Below are 17,719 nucleotides of genomic sequence, written 5' to 3'. Positions count from 1 at the left end.
TAGAATAATTCAGAGGTAGTATGTATTATGGATAATGTTATAGTAGTAGCCTCCGGAAAAGGCGGCACCGGTAAGTCAACGGTGTGCATTTGCCTTTCGGTTGCTCTTATAAAACAGGGTAAAAAAGTTTTGCTTATCGACTGCGACTGCGGTATGCGTGGTCTTGATATTATGCTCGATATGGAGAACGATATTGTTTTTGATGCGGCAGACGCCGTAAGCGGCAACTGTTCTTTTACAGATGCGGTTTATAAAAGCAAAAACAATGAAAATCTTTATCTAATGGCAGCACCTTTCGATACCGATAACGAGCTTAGTCCGGGTGTGTTCCGTCAGCTTGTGGAGTCTTTAAAGGCTGATTATGATTTTGTTATTATTGATTCACCGGCGGGTATCGGTTCGGGCTTTGTTACTGCTGCTACGCCTGCCGACAGGGCGCTTATAGTAGCTAATGCAGAGCCTACAAGTGTACGAGGCGGACTAAAGGTTAAAAACAAGCTCGATGCTTTGGGTGTAAAAAACCAAAGGCTTGTAATTAACCGCTTTGACAGAAAAACTTTTACCGAGCTTGGCTTTTATGCCGACCTTGATGAAGTTATTGATGCGGTGCAAACTCAGCTTATAGCGCTTGTGCCGTTTGACATAAGAATATCAGTTATTATGCAGCGTGGAGTTGCAGGGCTTAACTGGAGTGCCGCAGCATCGGTTTTTGATTGTCTGGCACGAAGGCTTGAGGGGCAAAGAGTACCCTTGGCATTTAAAGGATAAGCCTTTTAATATATAGGGAGGAATTTGTGTATGAATATTGCTCTTATTGCGCACGATGAAAAAAAGGAACTTATGGTTCAGTTCTGCATTGCTTATTGCGGTGTTTTAAGCAGAAATAACCTTTGTGCAACAGGCACTACGGGCAAAATGGTTTCAGAGGCAACAGGCCTTACAATTCAGAAGTTTTTGGCAGGCTCACAGGGCGGCAGTCAGCAGATTGCGGCAAGAATTGCTTGCAACGAAATTGATATGCTTCTCTTTTTCAGAGATCCGCTAAATCCAAAGCCAAACGAGCCTAATGATATGAATATGCTCAGACTTTGCGATATGCACAATATTCCGGTTGCAACAAATATCGCAACCGCAGAGGTACTTATTCATGGTCTTGAGCGTGGCGACCTTGACTGGAGAAATATTTTAAAGTAAAAAACGATTTCATTGTCGGGCGGTTTTGTGCTGCCCGATAATTGTGTTTATACGGAATTTTCGATTAATATAAAAGGTTTTATAATTTGGAGGAAATAATGGGAGTAATCACCAAAAAGATTAAGGGCACAGAGGATGTTTTGCCAAAGGACAGCTACCGCTGGCAGTTCGTTGAAGATGTTATGCGCAAGGAGTCGGCGTCTTACGGCTTTAAAGAAATTCGTACACCTGTTTTTGAGCACACAGAGCTTTTTGCAAGAGGTGTGGGTCAGACAACAGATGTTGTTCAGAAAGAAATGTACACATTCGATACAAAGGGCGGAGAAAGTGTTACCCTTCGTCCCGAGGGTACGGCAGGCGCAGCAAGAGCAGTGCTTGAGCACGGTCTTGTAAATGACAGCTTACCTATCAAGGCAAGCTATTTTGTGTCTTGCTACCGCTACGAAAAGCCGCAAGCAGGCAGATTAAGAGAGTTCCACCAATTCGGTCTTGAGTGCTACGGTACACAGTCACCTGTTGCCGATGCGGAACTTATTTGCGCCGCACAGTCTATTTTTGACCGCCTTGGCATTAAACAGCTCAGACTTGAAATTAATTCTATCGGCTGTCCTACTTGTCGTGCCGAGTACCACAAGGCGCTCAAGGAGTATTTTTACGGATACAAAGACGAGCTTTGCGAAACCTGCAATTCAAGACTTGAAAAAAATCCTATGAGAATACTCGACTGCAAAAGTCCCGTATGTTCAAAGATTGCACAGGGCGCACCTAAAATTACAGATTATCTTTGCGATGAGTGTAAAGAGCACTTTGCAAGCGTTCAGAAATACCTTGATGCCGCAGGTGTTGAATATACAGTAAATCCTACAATCGTTCGTGGACTTGACTACTACACAAAGACTGTTTTTGAGTTCGTTACCGACTTTATCGGTGCTCAAGGCACAGTTTGCGGCGGCGGCAGATACGACGGACTTATTGAGGAGCTCGGCGGAAAGCACTTGCCGTCACTCGGATTTGCAATGGGCATTGAAAGACTTTTAATGCTTATGGACAAACAGGGCATTGAAATTCCGAAACCGTCAACCTGCGACCTCTATGTTGCGGTTATGGGCGAAAAGGCATCGCTTAAATCATTTGAAATTATCAAAGCTGTCCGTTCCTGCGGACTTATTGCCGAAACCGATGTTGTAGGCAGAGGACTTAGAGCACAGATGAAATATGCCGACAAAATCGGCGCAAAGTTCTCTATGGTGCTTGGCGACAATGAGATTGAGCAGGGCAAGGCAGTTATTAAGAATATGTCGAGCGGCGAGCAGACTGAAATTGTACTTGACGATACATTTGCAGAGAAATTTATGGTACTTCAGCTTGCCGATGTTGACAGCTTTAAGCTGTAAGCGTTGACAACTTAATTTAAGGAGATATACAAAAATGGCAGAATTTATGACAGGACTTAAACGAACCGACTATTGCTCCGACCTTAGAATCGGCGATGTCGGCAGAGAAGTAACAGTTTGCGGTTGGGTACAGCGTTGTCGTGACCTCGGTCAGCTTATTTTTATAGATTTGCGTGACCGCACAGGCATTGTTCAGCTTGCGTTTAATGATAAGACGGATAAAGAAATTTTTGATAAAGCTTTTGCTTGCCGCAGTGAGTATGTTTTGGCGGCAAAAGGCATAGTATGTGAGAGAAGTTCCAAGAACAAGGATATTCCCACAGGCGATATTGAGGTTATGGTAACAGACCTTCGTGTGCTTTCAAAGGCACAGACACCTCCTTTTGAAATTGTTGACGAAACAAGCACAAACGAGGAGTTAAGACTTAAGTACCGTTATCTTGATCTTCGCCGCCGTCCTATTCAGAACAACATTATTATGAGAAGTAAGATTGCAAAGGTTGCAAGAGATTATTTCTACGAGAACGGCTTTATCGAAATAGAAACTCCTATGATGATAAAGTCAACTCCGGAGGGCGCAAGAGATTACCTTGTACCGTCAAGAATCCACAAGGGAAAGTTCTATGCTCTTCCGCAGTCACCGCAGATTTACAAGCAGCTTTTGATGGTATCGGGTTTTGACCGCTATATTCAGCTTGCCCGTTGTTTCAGAGATGAGGATTTAAGAGCCGACCGTCAGCCTGAGTTTACTCAGATTGATATGGAGCTTTCGTTTGTGGATATGGATGAAATTATGGAAATCAACGAGGGACTTTTCAAGCGTTTGTTTAAAGAAGTGCTTGGCAAGGAGCTTGTAACTCCGTTTGAGAAAATGACATACAACGACGCTATGGAGAACTACGGCTCGGATAAGCCTGATATTCGTTTCGATATGAAGATTCAGAATATCTCCGACCTTGTAAAGGACTGCGGTTTCAGCGTATTTACAAGCGCTATTGAAAACGGCGGTTCGGTTCGTGCCATTGTAGCAAAGAACGCAGCATCTGTTTACACAAGAAAAGAAATTGACAAGCTCACAGAGTATGTAAAGGGCATCGGTGCAAAGGGTCTTGCCTATGTAAGATGGGTTGACGAGCCGAACGCATCTTTCAAAAAGTTTATGACAGAGGAAGAGCTTTCTGCAATTTATGAAAGACTCGGTGCTGAAAAGGGCGATGTAATCTTTATTGTTGCCGACAAGAACAGCACAGTTCTTTCTACACTCGGCGCATTAAGACTTAAGGTTGCCAAGGTGCTCGACATTATTCCTGATGAATTTAAGTTCCTTTGGATTGTTGACTTCCCATTCTTTGAGTATGACGAAGAGAGCGGCGAGTGGCTTGCAATGCACCACCCATTCACAATGCCTAAGGAAGAGTGCTTGCAGTACCTCGACACAGACCCGTCAAAGGTTATTGCAAAGGCTTATGACCTCACACTTAACGGCACAGAGCTTTCAAGCGGTTCTATGCGTATTACAGATTATGAGTTACAGCAGAGAATGTTTAAGGCATTAAAGCTCACAGACGAGGAAATTGAAGCAAAATTCGGATTCCTTGTAGAAGCATATAAGTACGGTGCACCACCACACGGCGGTATGGGCATCGGTCTTGACCGTGTTACAATGCTTATGTGCGGCACAGACAGCCTTCGTGATGTTACAGCATTCCCTAAGGTACAGAACGCAAGCGAGCTTATGTCAGCTTGCCCGTCTGTTGTTGATGATGAGAGCCTTGATGTTCTCGGCATTTCAGTAAAGCCACAGGAGTAAGCGATGAATTTTATCGTATCAGCTTTTTTGGCGAAAAGTGCAGCGGTTTCTTCGGGCGGAGTGCCTGTCGGACTTATTGTAACGCTTGTTATAATAGCGGCACTTGTCATTGCCATTGCGGTGGCAGTTTACAAAATAAAAAGAGGAATAAGACAAATTTCAAGAACTATGTTCGGTACGGATTCCTTTGCACAGGGAATTAATAATCAAAAAATGGAAATGAGTGAAACTCCACGCTCTTTGCAGGCTATGACAAGTCTTTGCTTGCCGAGGATACAAAGAGATTTTCCCGAATTTGATTACGAGGACTACAAGCAAAAAGCAGAAACCGTACTGCGCAGCTATATGAACTCTATTGAGGAGAAAAATCCGGAGCTTTTGTACAGCGAGTGCTCCACAGCCTTAAAAGACAATGTAAAGGGCATTATTGCTGACTTGTCAAACAGAGGCTATGCACAGAGCTATGACGATATTGTAATTCACCGTACGGAGATTTCACGATACACAAAGGACGGCGCAACCGCAAGAATTTTGTTTGTGTCTTCCGTTGGTTCTTACACCTACACCACAGACAGCTCAGGCGGCGTGGTGTACGGCAGCAGAGATATGAAAACTCAAAGTGTGTATGAAACCGAGCTTGTGTATATTCAGAATGTGGATATGGTGGCAAACGGCAGCGAGGGACTTGGTCTTAATTGCCCTAACTGCGGCGCACCTATCAAAAACTTAGGTCAAAAATTCTGCGAATACTGCGGCACAGGCATTACGGAAATCAATATAAGAGCGTGGAAGTTCTCATCGGTAAGGGAACAGACAACCACAACAAGACCATATTAATTTATAATTAAAATGTACTTTGGCAGATATCGAAAATTAGATTGACTCACTCTTAAAAAATCTTGAAAAGTTGTTTAGGAGTATCTGTTCTAAAGAGTAAACTCTCCACTTCGGTACATTTATTTCAGCTCACAAAAATAAATAAAGAAAATTTCTTGTAAAAAGGAGAAAAACTATGGGCATTATCAGAGCAGCCATTAACTCAGTTAAAGGCGGATTGGCAGATTCTTGGCAGGAGGTTATTCAGCCAAGACCAATGAGCGGAACTCTCGCAATGGTTCCGGGTGAAAAGATAACACACGGAACATCTCAGAACACAAAGGGCACACCGAATATTGTATCAAACGGATCTGTTATTCAGGTTTACGACAATCAGTGTATGCTCCTTATTGACGGTGGCAAGGTAGTTGACTTTACAGCAGAGCCGGGTTACTATCAGGTAAGCAACAGCTCAATGCCATCACTTTTCTGCGGTCAGTTTGGCGACTCTCTTAAAGAAACATTCTCACGTATTAAGTACGGCGGAATTCCGTCACAGTCGCAGTATGTAATCTACATCAACCTTGCAGAAATCACAGGTATTCTTTTTGGCACAAAGAATGTTGTAAACTACTTTGACAGCTTTTACAATGCAGAGCTTTTCCTTCGTGCACACGGTACATATTCAATTAAGATTACCGATCCGCTCAAATTTTATCAGGAGGTTATCGACAAGGGACTTGTAACAGCTTGTCAGCCTTTTGACTACAAGTCAAAGTCAATTCAGTACAACACAGAGTTTGAGGCAGCGTTAAGCTCGGCTATAAACAACTTCTCGGCTGACGGTTACAGAATCAGCTTTATTAAGGGTAAATCCCGTGAATTTGGTCAGTATATGGCTAAAACTCTTGACGAGGAATGGGAGCAGCAGCGTGGTTTTCAGGTTCAGGCAGTTGCTATCAACATTTCTTATAATGACGAGAGCACAGAGCTTATCAATATGAGAAACAAGGGCGCAATGCTTTCAGACGCAGCAGTTCAGCAGGGCTATGTAGCAGCTAATGTTGCAGAGGGTATGAAAGCAGCAGGCTCAAACTCAAACGGCGCTATGGCAGGCTTTATGGGTATGGGCATGGGTATGAACGCAGGCGGTAATATCCTCGGCGGCTATCAGCAGAACCCACACTACAACAATCAGCAGCCACAGCAGCCTCAACAGCCACAGGGCAATCCGCTCGGCGGCGCACAGCCTGCTCAGCCACAGCAGAATGCTCAGCCGGCACAGGCACAGCCGTCAAACGGTTGGACTTGCGCTTGCGGTGCGGTAAATACAGGCAAATTCTGCCCTGAATGCGGCGCAAAAAAGCCTGACGCACCTAAAAAGCATTTCTGTGTAAACTGCGGATATGAATTAAAAGAAAATCAGAAATTCTGTCCGGAGTGCGGTACAAAAGCAGAATAATTTTGAGAGATAAGGTAATAGATGGGTACAGTCAATTATAACTGTCCGTCCTGCGCCGCACCACTGACATTTAACCCCGAAAGGCAGAGATTTTGTTGTGAATACTGCCTTTCGGAGTTTTCGCCTGAGAAAATTCAGCAGATTTACGCTGAAAGGGAGCAAAGCGGTGCGGACACTCAACAGGAGTTTAAAGAGGAACTGCACGATGGATATGTGTTCCATTGCGATTCTTGCGGTGCAGAGGTTGTTGCAACATCATCAACAGCGGCAACAACCTGCTTTTACTGCCACAATCCTGTTGTGCTCAAGGGCAGATTGTCGGGAGATTTCAGACCCGACAGAATTATTCCGTTTAAGTTGTCACGAGAACAAGCCGTTTCAGCTTTTATGGATAAAACAAAAGGCAAAAAGTTTTTGCCCAAAGATTTTTTAAGCGACTCAAATATTGAGAAAATGACAGGTGTATATTTCCCGTATTGGTACATAGATACTCAACAGGATTCTCATATGACGGCAAGGGGCAAAAAGTACAGGCACTGGAAATCCGGTGACAGACGATATACCGAAACTTCGTATTATGACCTGTTCAGAAGCGGCGATGTTTATATACGCAATGTTTTTGAAAGGGCGCTTTCATCTACCGACAGAGAAATGCTGCAGTGCATACATCCATTTGATTTGTCAGAGGCACAGAAGTTTTCTATGTCGTATTTGTCGGGATTTCAGGCTGAAAAAAGAGATATAGAAAAAGCGAATATTCAGCAAATGGTTGACCAAAGGGTTGACGAGTATTGCAAAGAGGTGCTAAAAAGCACTTGCCGAGAATATTCAGGTGTTGAAGTAACAAATTACTATGACCGCACAGACATAGAAAGCTGGAGCTACACGCTTTTGCCGGTGTGGATTATGACCTATAATTATAAGGGCAAAATTTATCCGTTTGCCATCAACGGTCAGACAGGTAAACTCTACGGCAGTTTGCCTGCCGCAACCGATAAGCTTGTTATATTCTCCTGCATTTTGGCGGGAATCGGATTTATTCTCGGTATGCTGGGAGGTATATTCTTATGCTGAAAAATATACTTTCCGTTGCCGCCACAGCGTTGGCGGTAAGTGCAATGCTTGCGGTTTCTGCTAATACGGCATTTGCCGAAAGCACAAAAAAGCTTACGGACGATGCGGACATTTTGCTTGATTCACAGGAAGAAAGCATTGAGAATAATCTCAAAAAGTGTACGCTCGCAACAGGCTGGGACACTATAATCTATACAAACAACAACAATGTTTCATCATACGATATAGAGGACTATTGCAACGATTATTTCGATAACCACGATTACGGTTGCGGTGACGAAAAAAGCGGCGTGTTCCTCACTGTTGATATGAGCTCTCGTGAAATGTATATCATTACAAAGGGCGAGGCTATGTATTATTTTGATGACAGTCGTATGGATACTATGCTTGACGATGTTCAGGCGGAGCTTGCAGATGGCAACTATCAGGGTGCGTGCGACGAATTTATTGATTCTGTGCAGTACTATCACTCTGTTGGCAAAAGCACCGGCAACTCAACATATAACAATGTTAAGATTCAAGACGAGCCGCTTACGCTTGCCGACAGATTTTTAAAAGGTATGTACACCGGAGCGGTGCTTGCACTTGCGGTGGGAGCATTTGCGGCAGGTGCGTGCGTTATTATCCGTTATAAATACAGTCAGAACGGTAAGGGTGCAAACTACGACCTTGAAAAGAACAGCTCGCTGAACCTCACCGAAAGCAGGGATCAGTTCTTATACAAAAATGTGACTTATACTACCGTGTCGAGTTCAAGCTCAAGCTCGTCGTCGCACAGCAGTCACAGGAGCAGCAGCAGTCACCGTTCAAGTCATTCATCACACGGCGGCGGTGGCAGACATTTTTAAATTTGCAACAATGGCGTTCTTCATATTTATCAAGAACAAAATCAGACTCTTTACAAACGATCGGCAGGAATTTTGTTCCTGCCGATTTTTAAAAAGTATTAATTAGACGGTTTGCCAATGGTTGTGGTAATTGCAATGAATTAGTTTTGGTCGGGCAACAAAGTAAGATAAAAACAAACTTTCCGTCCCGAAGTTAAAAGTTTGGGTCAAGCCTTTTTAAAGGCTTGCAGGTTTGGGCAGAGCCCATAAAACAGTAAAATACACTGCTTTTTAACAAAAGCAAACAGTTGCAATTACATCATAAAAACCAAACTTTAAACCAATCAATGTTTTTAAATAAATAGGAATTTAAGACTAATGAGTGGCAGAGAGTAAGAATGTTACACTTTAGCCAAAGTAGAGTAAAGAAATTCTGAAGGAAACAAGAGTTTGCGTGTGTGCCTAATTTGCCCTTGAAAAGTGGCAAATTAGTAGTTGTAGTAGCGTGGCTTTTCTTTTTATTTTGCTTTCGCATTAAAAGGCTTTCGCTATTATGTTTAAGCCACCAAACGGCAAGCCGTTTGGCTATCGTTAAATTGAGCAAGAGGAAGTATTTGTGGGCGTTGCCCACACCCACAACCTTTGAAAAGGTTGACCAAACTTTTATATTCGGGACGAAAAGTTAAGTTTTTGCTTTACTTCGTTGCCCGACCGATATTTACCTTAACTATTAACACATAATCAAAATAAGATTTATTTTGATTGGACAACAAAGATAAAAATACAACAAAAGAATTAAAAATATGTATAACTATGAAATCATTGATAAGCTCTGCTCCGAGCATATTGCAGACAAAGCGGAGCTTGTCTTTTTAATAAATACAATTACAGATTCGGAACTTGAGTACCTGCGCAAAAAGGCACAGCAGACGGCACAAAAATACTACGGTAACAAGGTGTATATCCGTGGTTTGATTGAGATTTCAAGTATTTGTAAAAATGACTGCCTTTACTGCGGTATACGCAGGTCAAATGCAGATGCCGTTCGTTACCGACTCTCAAAAGAGCAGATTTTACAGTGCTGCGATACAGGCTATGCGCTCGGTTTTCGCACCTTTGTTTTGCAGGGCGGCGAGGACGGATATTTTACCGATGAGGTTATGTGCGATATTGTGCAAAAAATCAAGAAAAAATATCCCGACTGCGCAGTAACGCTTTCTCTCGGCGAACGCAGTTACGAAAGTTACAAAAGACTGTATGATTCGGGCGCAGACCGCTATCTTCTCCGCCACGAAACAGCCGACAAAAGCCATTATGAAAAACTGCACCCAAGCAGTATGTCGCATAAAAACAGGCTTGAGTGCTTGCATCGGCTCAAAGAAATAGGCTATCAGACAGGCGCAGGCTTTATGGTGGGGTCGCCTTTTCAAACCGCCGAAAATCTTGCGGATGATTTGCTTTTTGTAAAAAATCTAAATCCGCAAATGTGCGGCATAGGGCCGTTTATTCCGCATAAAGACACACCCTTTGCAAGTTATCACACAGGCAGTGTGCGGCTTTGCCTTATGCTCATCTCAATAATAAGACTGCTGTTGCCGAGCGTACTGCTGCCGTCAACAACCGCACTCGGTACGGCGGACATCAACGGCAGGGAAAAGGGGATACTGCACGGAGCAAATGTGGTTATGCCAAACCTTTCTCCGCTTGAGCACAGAAAGGACTACTCTCTGTACGATAATAAAATTTGTACGGGTGACGAGTCGGCGCAGTGCATAAGTTGTATGAAGAACAGAATGAAGTCAATCGGCTACGAGGTTGTGACCGATGTGGGAAACTACATTGAGCCTAAGTTGTGATATGAAAGGAAATATGAAATGTATGACAAAAAATCTCTGAAGGCAGAGGAATTTATTAATGACGGTGAAATTCTTGACACCCTAAAATATGCAAACGAAAACAAAGATAACCTTGCGCTCATAGACAAAATCATCGACAAGGCAAGGCTTAGAAAAGGACTTGGCCATAGGGAGGCAAGCGTATTGCTTGCGTGCGAGGACAGCGACAGGCTTGCGCAGATTTACGACCTTGCCGAGCAGATAAAAAAGGATTTTTACGGCGACAGAATAGTTATGTTTGCCCCTCTTTATCTTTCAAATTATTGTGTAAACGGTTGTGTTTACTGCCCGTATCATCTTAAAAATAAACATATCTGCCGAAAAAAACTTACGCAGGAAGAAGTGAAGAGCGAGGTTATCGCCTTGCAGGATATGGGACATAAAAGGCTTGCGATTGAGGCAGGCGAAGACCCCATAAACAATCCGATTGAGTACATTCTTGAGTGCATAAAGACGATTTATTCGATAAATCACAAAAACGGCGCAATCAGACGAGTTAATGTAAATATTGCCGCCACCACGGTTGAAAATTACAGAAAGCTAAAGGATGCCGGCATAGGAACTTATATTCTTTTTCAGGAAACTTACAACAAAAAGAGTTACGAGAAATTGCACCCCACAGGGCCAAAGCATAATTATGACTACCACACAGAGGCAATGGACAGGGCGATGCAGGGCGGAATTGACGATGTGGGACTTGGCGTGCTGTTTGGATTGGAACTTTACCGCTATGAATTTGCGGGACTTTTAATGCACGCAGAGCATCTTGAGGCGGTTCACGGAGTAGGCCCGCATACAATCAGCGTCCCACGAATTAAGCACGCAGACGATATTGACCCCGATTCATTCGACAACGGAATTGATGACGATACATTTGCCAAAATTTGTGCGCTTATCAGAATTTCTGTTCCGTACACAGGTATGATTATCTCAACGAGAGAGAGCAAGGCGGTGCGTGAAAAGGTTATAAGACTTGGCGTATCGCAGATAAGCGGTGCGTCCTGCACAAGCGTTGGCGGCTATGCCGAGCCTGAGGAAGAGGACGAAAACACTTCGCAGTTTGATGTGTCGGACAATCGTACGCTTGACGAGGTTGTAAATTGGCTTATGAGCCTTGGCTACATTCCGTCATTCTGTACTGCTTGCTATCGTGAGGGCAGAACAGGTGACCGATTTATGTCGCTTTGCAAAAGCGGTCAGATTCAAAACTGCTGTCATCCCAATGCACTTATGACATTAAAAGAATATCTTATGGATTACGCAAGCGAGGATACAAGGAAAATTGGCGAAAAGCTTATTGAAAAAGAGCTTTTGAAAATTCCAAATGAAAAGGTAAGAAAAATTGCGGCTCAACACATTGCAGAGATAGAAAACGGCAGTCGGGATTTTTGCTTTTAAGAGGTGCTTATGGGACTTAATGACACACCGCTTGCAGAAAGAGTGCATATTGCATTTTTCGGCAAGCGCAATGCAGGAAAATCAAGCCTTGTAAATGCGGTTACGGGGCAGAATTTGTCGGTTGTATCCGAGGTAAAGGGAACGACCACAGACCCTGTAATGAAAGCAATGGAGCTTTTGCCGCTCGGCCCTGTTGTGATAATAGACACACCGGGTATTGACGATGAGGGTGACCTTGGCGAAATGCGAGTTGAAAAGGCAAGACAAGTGCTTGACGGAACGGATATTGCAGTGCTTGTGGTTGACGGTTCGATGGGAAAAACAGCGGCAGATTCTCAACTTATAAATCTGTTTGAACAGAAAAACATACCGTATGTTGTGGCTTATAACAAGGCTGATTTGCTGAAAAATCCACCGCATACAGATGACGGAATGTTTGTAAGCGCAGAACAAAATACAGGTGTTTTTGAGTTGAAAGAAAGAATAGCAAACCTGTTAAAATCCGACAGAGAGCAGAGAACGCTTTGCTCGGATTTAATTAGCGCAGGTGATACGGTAGTGCTTGTTGTGCCGATAGACAAGGCTGCGCCAAAAGGCAGAATAATTTTGCCGCAGCAAATGGTAATACGGGAAATTCTCGATTCGGGCGCAATCGCCGTTGTAACGAGGGACAGCGAATTTGAACGGACTTTGAAATCGCTTGCCCAAAAGCCATCGCTTGTAATTACCGACAGTCAGGCTTTTGCAGTAATCGCAAAACTCACCCCGAAAGACATCAGACTTACTTCTTTTTCAATTCTTATGGCGAGGTATAAGGGCGTGCTTGACACTGCCGCAAAGGGTGCAAAAGCTATAGATTCGCTTTGTGACGGTGACACGATTCTTATAAGCGAGGGATGTACTCACCACCGCCAATGCGACGATATTGGCACGGTAAAACTTCCACGGCTTTTAAGAAAATATACGGGCAAGGATATAAAAATAGAAACAAGCTCGGGCAGAGATTTTCCCTCTGACCTTACAAAATATAAACTTGTAATACATTGCGGCGGCTGTATGCTTAACGAAAAAGAAGTTGACAGCCGCAGACAAAAAGCCGAAAACGCAGGCGTACCGTTTACAAACTACGGCATTGCTATTTCATATATGCGTGGAATTTTTAACGGTGATTTGTTTGTAAATAAAATATGATGAAACGACCTCACAAAAGTTTTCTGCTTTTGTGGAGTAAATTATGGTTTAGCAAATTGATTTGCCAATTAATTATAAAAGTTTGGTCGACCTTTTCAAAGGTCGTGGGTGTGGGCAAAGCCCACAAATACTTTCCGTTTATGCAGTCTGACGATAGCCAAACAGCTTGCTGTTTGGCGGCTTGAACACAACGGCGTTAGCCTTTAAAAATGCGATAGCAACAAGAAAAGAAATTCGTTATTTCATTAATAAGATATATTTTTTTAATGGCTGTCGCCTGTTTTAACAAACTTAGTTTTAGCACGCAAACAGCGTGGCTGTTTGCACCCGAAAAATTGTAATATCGGAAGATTTTATGGGCGCTGCCCAAACCCGCAATTTTTGAAAAAATTGAGTAAACTTTTTTGCTTTTGGGAGGATAATTTAGCGTTAGCTAAATTTCAATGCCCGACCGACACTCCGCTAAACCATAATTTTTTTACACTTTGAATAAAAATCGTAAAAAATTCTCTGTTAAACAGCAAAAGTCCGACTCCATACTGAAGTCGGATTTTGCTGTTTATTTATTTGAGCTTTTCATTAAGCTAAACCGCATTTTTCGATAAAGTCGTAAAGACCTTTCTTGTTGTTTTTAATCATCTTTGCTCTGATGTTGAACATCATAATTGTGAGGAGTGTAAAGATAACTGCAATTGAGAGAAGAACGATTGTTACTTCAAGTATATTGCCATTGCCTGAAATTGTGCCTCTGAATGCGTCAACAGCATAGCTGAATGGCAACCACTTGTGAATTGTAGCAACAAAGTCGCCTGAAATTTCGATTGGGTAAGTACCTGCCGAACCTGCAAGCTGTACTACCATGAAGATAAGCATTAAGAAGCTGCCTACCTTGCCAAGCCATACATTGAAGAAGTAAAGGATTGACATAAATGCGATTGCGGTAATTCCTGCAACAAGGAATGTGTTTAAAAGCTCGGTAGGTTCAAAGTGTAAGAACAACTGGAGTGAACCTATCATTGCATAAGCAGAAACAAGTGCTACAAGATAAGCAACGCCTGCTTTGCTCAGCCACCAAGAGAAACCTGACTTGATTGTGCCATGGTGCTCGGTGAGAGGATACATAATACAGAATGCTATGCAAAGTACCCACAAGCCAACGCACATCATATAGGCTGCCATTGCGTGACCGTTGTTTTCAACATTTGAAATCTTAGTTTCGTTTGATTCAACAGGACTTGAAATCATTCCGTAAACTGCATCGTCGCCCTTGTTTTCGTTTATTGTCTTTTTGCCGTCCTCAAGACCTGTCTTTAAGGTGTCTGCACCGTCTTTAAGGTCAGAGAGTCCGTTGCCGAGGGTTATTGAACCGTCGTAAAGTTTATCTGCGCCGTCATTAAGTGTTACTGCGCCGTCTGCAAGCTGATTTGCACCGCTTGAAAGTTTTGAATTGTTTGCTGTAAGTGTAGCAAAACCGTTTGTAAGTGTCTTTGTACCATCGTCAAGAGTTTTTGTACCGTCTGCAAGAGTCTTAGTACCGCTCTTTAATTCATCAGCACCGCTGTCAAGTGTTTTAGCACCGCTTGCAAGCTGGCTTGCACCACTTGAAAGCTGAGTTGCGCCTGAGTTTAGCTGAGCTGAATTATCGTTAAGCTGAGTAAGTCCGCTGCCAACCTGAGCAACACCGCTTGTGTAAGCTGTAAGTCCGCTTGAAAGTGACTTAGCGCCGTCTGATACCTGAGAAATACCGCCGTCAAGTGTTGCCATACCCGGTATGAGCTGAGTGTCGAGTGCATAGCTTACATTTGCAAGACCGCTGTACATTCCGCTTACGGCTGTTTTAGCACCGCCGAGAACAAGCTCTTTGTTTTCGTTAAGCTCTGCAACGCCGTTTTTAAGCTCTGTTACCTTTGAAAGTGAAGGCGTAACCTGCTCAAACACTGCACTGATTGCTGTTGCGTCATTTGCGGCAGATGTAACATTTACTGCAAGGCTGTCTGCAATTTCCTTTACCTGAGCGGCTGTCTGTAAATCACCGCTTGCCTGTAACTGAGCTGCAAGCACATAAAGTGATTTTGCATTGTCGCCTGCATTTGTAAGGCTGTTTGTAAGATCGGTTTTAACAGCATTGAGAGCTGCAAGCTCTTCCTCGCTCGGAAGTGAAGTGTTCTGCAATTCTTCGTTCATCTTGCCGATAGCTGCCGAATAAGTATCAAGTCCACCGCTTAATTCGGTGATTTTATCCTCGCTCGGCAAACCGCTTTTTACTGTACTGCTCATCTGATTAAGTCCGCCGAGAATTTGCGCACTGCCCGATGAAAGCTGTTCGTTGCCTGCGGTAAGCTGCTGAGCACCGCTTGTGAGTGCCGTACTGTTTGAGTTAAGCGCAGCCGCACCGTCATTAGCCTGCTTTACTCCGTCTGTATAGGTTTTCAAGCCGCTCTCAAGTGTTTTTGCACCGCTCTCAAGTGTTGTTGTACCTGATGAAAGAGTTTTTGTGCCGTCAGAAAGTGAATTTGCGCCGTCATTGAGCTTTAATGCACCTGTAAGTAAAGATGTAGCACCGTTTGCAAGTGTAGTTGAGCCGTCTGAAAGCTGATTTACACCGTCAAGGTATGATGAAAGTCCAACCTTTAATTCGCTTGTGCCGTCTTTAAAAGTAAGTGTACCTTCCGACAAAGTTTTTAGATTATCTGAAATAGTTTTGTTGCCGTCAGCGAGCTTTTCAGTGCCGTCATAAATTTCGCCTGCACCGTCTGCGGCGTCTTTCATTCCGTCACCTGCTTCGCCGATTTTATCAAAGATAGTTTCGGCATAGGTCTTTGTGACCTCCTGAGCAACCGAAGTCTTGATTTTTTCAAGAGCGGTTTCGCTCATCTTCATTGCTATATAGTTTGTACCCGGATTTGTTTTGTAGTCAAGCTCCATTTTCTTTGGTGTTGCATCCGTAAGTGTGGTAGCATTTTCAGAGAAATTCTTTGGAACTGTGATTACCATGTAGTAAGTACCGTTTTCAAGTCCACACTCTGCCTGCTCAGTGTCTGTAAAGTTAAAACACAGTGAGCCGTCTTCTTTGAGCTTGTCAACAAGTTTTTGACCTACATTAAGGGTTTCGCCCTCATACTCGACCGGTTCGTCAAGGTTTACCACTGCGACAGGCAATTCATCGAGCTTGCCGTATGGGTCCCACATTGAACCGAGGAAAAGAGTGGTGTAAATTGCAGGAATTGCAATGATGAATACCAATACAATTATTAGTATCGGATTACGCCACAGGCTTTTCCATTCCTGTTTTACCATAACAGTATTCTCCTTTCTTTACACTAATCAACTCCGTTGTTATTAAACTATATTATATATTTTAATAGATAAGGTGTTGATTTTCTTTGTGTTATATATTATAATATCTATAAAGGAAACATTCAAGCATTAAAAAAAGCGCTTGTGTTTAATAATAGACATTGTAAAAGTGAAATGTTGAGGAATGGTGAATAAATTATGGCAGAGCGAACAGACAGGCGTGTAAGAAAAACAAAGGCGGCTTTAAGACACGGACTTGCGGTACTTACACAGAAAAAAAGCATAAAAGAAATTACAGTAAAAGAGCTTGTGGAGGAGGTAGACATTAACCGCTCTACCTTTTATCTGCACTATACAGATATATATAGTATGGTGTCGGAGCTTGAGCGTGAGCTTTTAACAGAGTTTAAGCACGCTATTGATTTGTATCCGCCTACAAGCAGTGAAGAGGAAATGTGCAGATTTTTTGAGCATATTTATAATATCCTAAGCGATAACCGAGAAATCTGCATTGCTCTTGTAAGCGAAAACGGCGATATTTCATTTATTCGTCAGGTAGAGGATTTTGTTGCCGAAAGAATAAAAAAGATATTTGAGAGCGGTATGGTCAAGAATGTGTACGATGTAAGATATGTTTTTGACTTTTGCATTTCGGGCGGTATGGGACTTTTTAAGCATTGGCTTACAGATGAAAACGCCCTTGAGCCTGCGCATATGGCAAAGATTACAACCGATATGGTTGTGGGTACTTTAAAGAGTTTTGACAATAACTTTCAGGTGTCGGATTATTCAAAAATAAAGCTTTGATTTTTGCGTATTATATAATGTATAGGAAAATCGACTGCGAAAATTTATATACACAGGAAAATTTTGCGTAAAAAGAAAGAAAATCAGAGTTTTTTTCTTAAATCTCTTGCATTTTTTGAAGTTATATGCTATTATAATTGACATATGACTGATACTTTAAGGAGGTGGGACAATGCCAAACATTAAATCTGCAAAAAAGCGTGTAAAGGTTATCGCTGTTAAGACAGCTCAGAACAAGGCTGTAAAGTCAGCTTTAAAGACAGTTATCAAAAAGGCTTACTACGCTGTTGACACAAATGCTGCCAACAAAACAGAGGCAGTTAGTCTTGCTATGAAGAAAATCGACCAGGCAGCAGCTAAGGGTATTATGCATAAGAATACAGCTGCAAGAAGCAAGTCATCTCTTGCAAAAAGACTTAATGCATCTGCATAAGTTAAAGATTTTGAATTGCAACCTTAAAAGCAGAGATTTTTTCTCTGCTTTTTTTGTTTTTATGTTGACATTTTCATTAAAAATGATAGAATATATTTAGATAATACGCATATAATATTGC

At 42.6% G+C, this 17,719-nt stretch carries 14 protein-coding genes; 13 read left to right on the top strand and 1 reads right to left on the bottom strand.

The annotated features are described in order from the left end of the window. Window positions 1-27: 27 nt before the first annotated feature. From DXC23_RS06165 to hydF, 11 genes are all read left to right on the top strand, one after another. Window positions 28-768 (top strand): septum site-determining protein MinD, encoded by a 741-nt coding sequence (locus DXC23_RS06165; RefSeq protein WP_117705281.1) that lies wholly within the window; start codon window positions 28-30, stop codon window positions 766-768. Window positions 769-798: 30 nt separating this feature from the next. Continuing rightward, window positions 799-1,194 (top strand): methylglyoxal synthase, encoded by a 396-nt coding sequence (gene mgsA, locus DXC23_RS06160; protein ID WP_015523032.1) that lies wholly within the window; start codon window positions 799-801, stop codon window positions 1,192-1,194. Window positions 1,195-1,292: 98 nt separating this feature from the next. After that, window positions 1,293-2,588: a histidine--tRNA ligase gene (gene hisS / locus DXC23_RS06155; RefSeq protein WP_117705280.1), complete on the top strand. Its 1,296-nt coding sequence runs from the start codon at window positions 1,293-1,295 to the stop codon at window positions 2,586-2,588. A gap of 34 nt (window positions 2,589-2,622) precedes the next feature. Further along, entirely contained in the window at window positions 2,623-4,398 is a 1,776-nt protein-coding gene (aspS, locus tag DXC23_RS06150) for an aspartate--tRNA ligase (protein ID WP_117705279.1), read from the top strand. A 3-nt stretch (window positions 4,399-4,401) separates the two neighbouring features. After that, on the top strand, window positions 4,402-5,235 hold the full coding sequence (locus tag DXC23_RS06145) for a zinc ribbon domain-containing protein (protein WP_117705278.1): 834 nt from the start codon (window positions 4,402-4,404) through the stop codon (window positions 5,233-5,235). A gap of 175 nt (window positions 5,236-5,410) precedes the next feature. Continuing rightward, window positions 5,411-6,676 carry an SPFH domain-containing protein gene (locus DXC23_RS06140; protein WP_117705277.1) on the top strand — a complete coding sequence of 422 codons (1,266 nt, stop codon included), beginning with the start codon at window positions 5,411-5,413 and terminating at the stop codon, window positions 6,674-6,676. Window positions 6,677-6,697: 21 nt separating this feature from the next. Next, window positions 6,698-7,750: a hypothetical protein gene (locus tag DXC23_RS06135; RefSeq protein WP_117705276.1), complete on the top strand. Its 1,053-nt coding sequence runs from the start codon at window positions 6,698-6,700 to the stop codon at window positions 7,748-7,750. Further along, complete coding sequence (locus DXC23_RS06130; protein WP_117705275.1) at window positions 7,744-8,598, top strand: TPM domain-containing protein; 855 nt, start codon at window positions 7,744-7,746, stop codon at window positions 8,596-8,598. The genes DXC23_RS06135 and DXC23_RS06130 overlap by 7 nt, the downstream gene beginning before the upstream one ends. 782 nt (window positions 8,599-9,380) lie before the next feature. Then, window positions 9,381-10,433 (top strand): [FeFe] hydrogenase H-cluster radical SAM maturase HydE, encoded by a 1,053-nt coding sequence (gene hydE, locus DXC23_RS06125; protein WP_117705274.1) that lies wholly within the window; start codon window positions 9,381-9,383, stop codon window positions 10,431-10,433. Window positions 10,434-10,451: 18 nt separating this feature from the next. Further along, window positions 10,452-11,870 carry a [FeFe] hydrogenase H-cluster radical SAM maturase HydG gene (gene hydG, locus DXC23_RS06120; protein ID WP_117705273.1) on the top strand — a complete coding sequence of 473 codons (1,419 nt, stop codon included), beginning with the start codon at window positions 10,452-10,454 and terminating at the stop codon, window positions 11,868-11,870. Between the two features lie 9 nt (window positions 11,871-11,879). Next, complete coding sequence (gene hydF / locus DXC23_RS06115; RefSeq protein ID WP_117705272.1) at window positions 11,880-13,061, top strand: [FeFe] hydrogenase H-cluster maturation GTPase HydF; 1,182 nt, start codon at window positions 11,880-11,882, stop codon at window positions 13,059-13,061. A gap of 579 nt (window positions 13,062-13,640) precedes the next feature. On the opposite strand, the gene DXC23_RS06110 is transcribed toward hydF, so the two are convergent. After that, complete coding sequence (locus DXC23_RS06110) at window positions 13,641-16,358, bottom strand: YhgE/Pip domain-containing protein (protein WP_117705271.1); 2,718 nt, start codon at window positions 16,356-16,358, stop codon at window positions 13,641-13,643. 198 nt (window positions 16,359-16,556) lie between these two features. Between DXC23_RS06110 and DXC23_RS06105 the strand changes: the two genes are divergently transcribed. After that, window positions 16,557-17,165 carry a TetR-like C-terminal domain-containing protein gene (locus tag DXC23_RS06105; protein WP_117705270.1) on the top strand — a complete coding sequence of 203 codons (609 nt, stop codon included), beginning with the start codon at window positions 16,557-16,559 and terminating at the stop codon, window positions 17,163-17,165. Between the two features lie 172 nt (window positions 17,166-17,337). After that, the gene (gene rpsT / locus DXC23_RS06100) at window positions 17,338-17,598 is read left to right on the top strand and encodes a 30S ribosomal protein S20 (RefSeq protein WP_117705269.1); all 261 of its coding nucleotides are present in this window, start codon (window positions 17,338-17,340) and stop codon (window positions 17,596-17,598) included. The last annotated feature ends 121 nt before the right edge of the window (window positions 17,599-17,719 follow it).

Source organism: Eubacterium sp. OM08-24 (assembly GCF_003438075.1).
In the GTDB taxonomy this organism is placed as follows: Bacteria; Bacillota; Clostridia; order Oscillospirales; family Acutalibacteraceae; genus Ruminococcoides.
The sequence above is the reverse complement of the archived record's forward strand: the minus strand, read 5'-3'. Positions and strand labels throughout refer to the sequence as shown.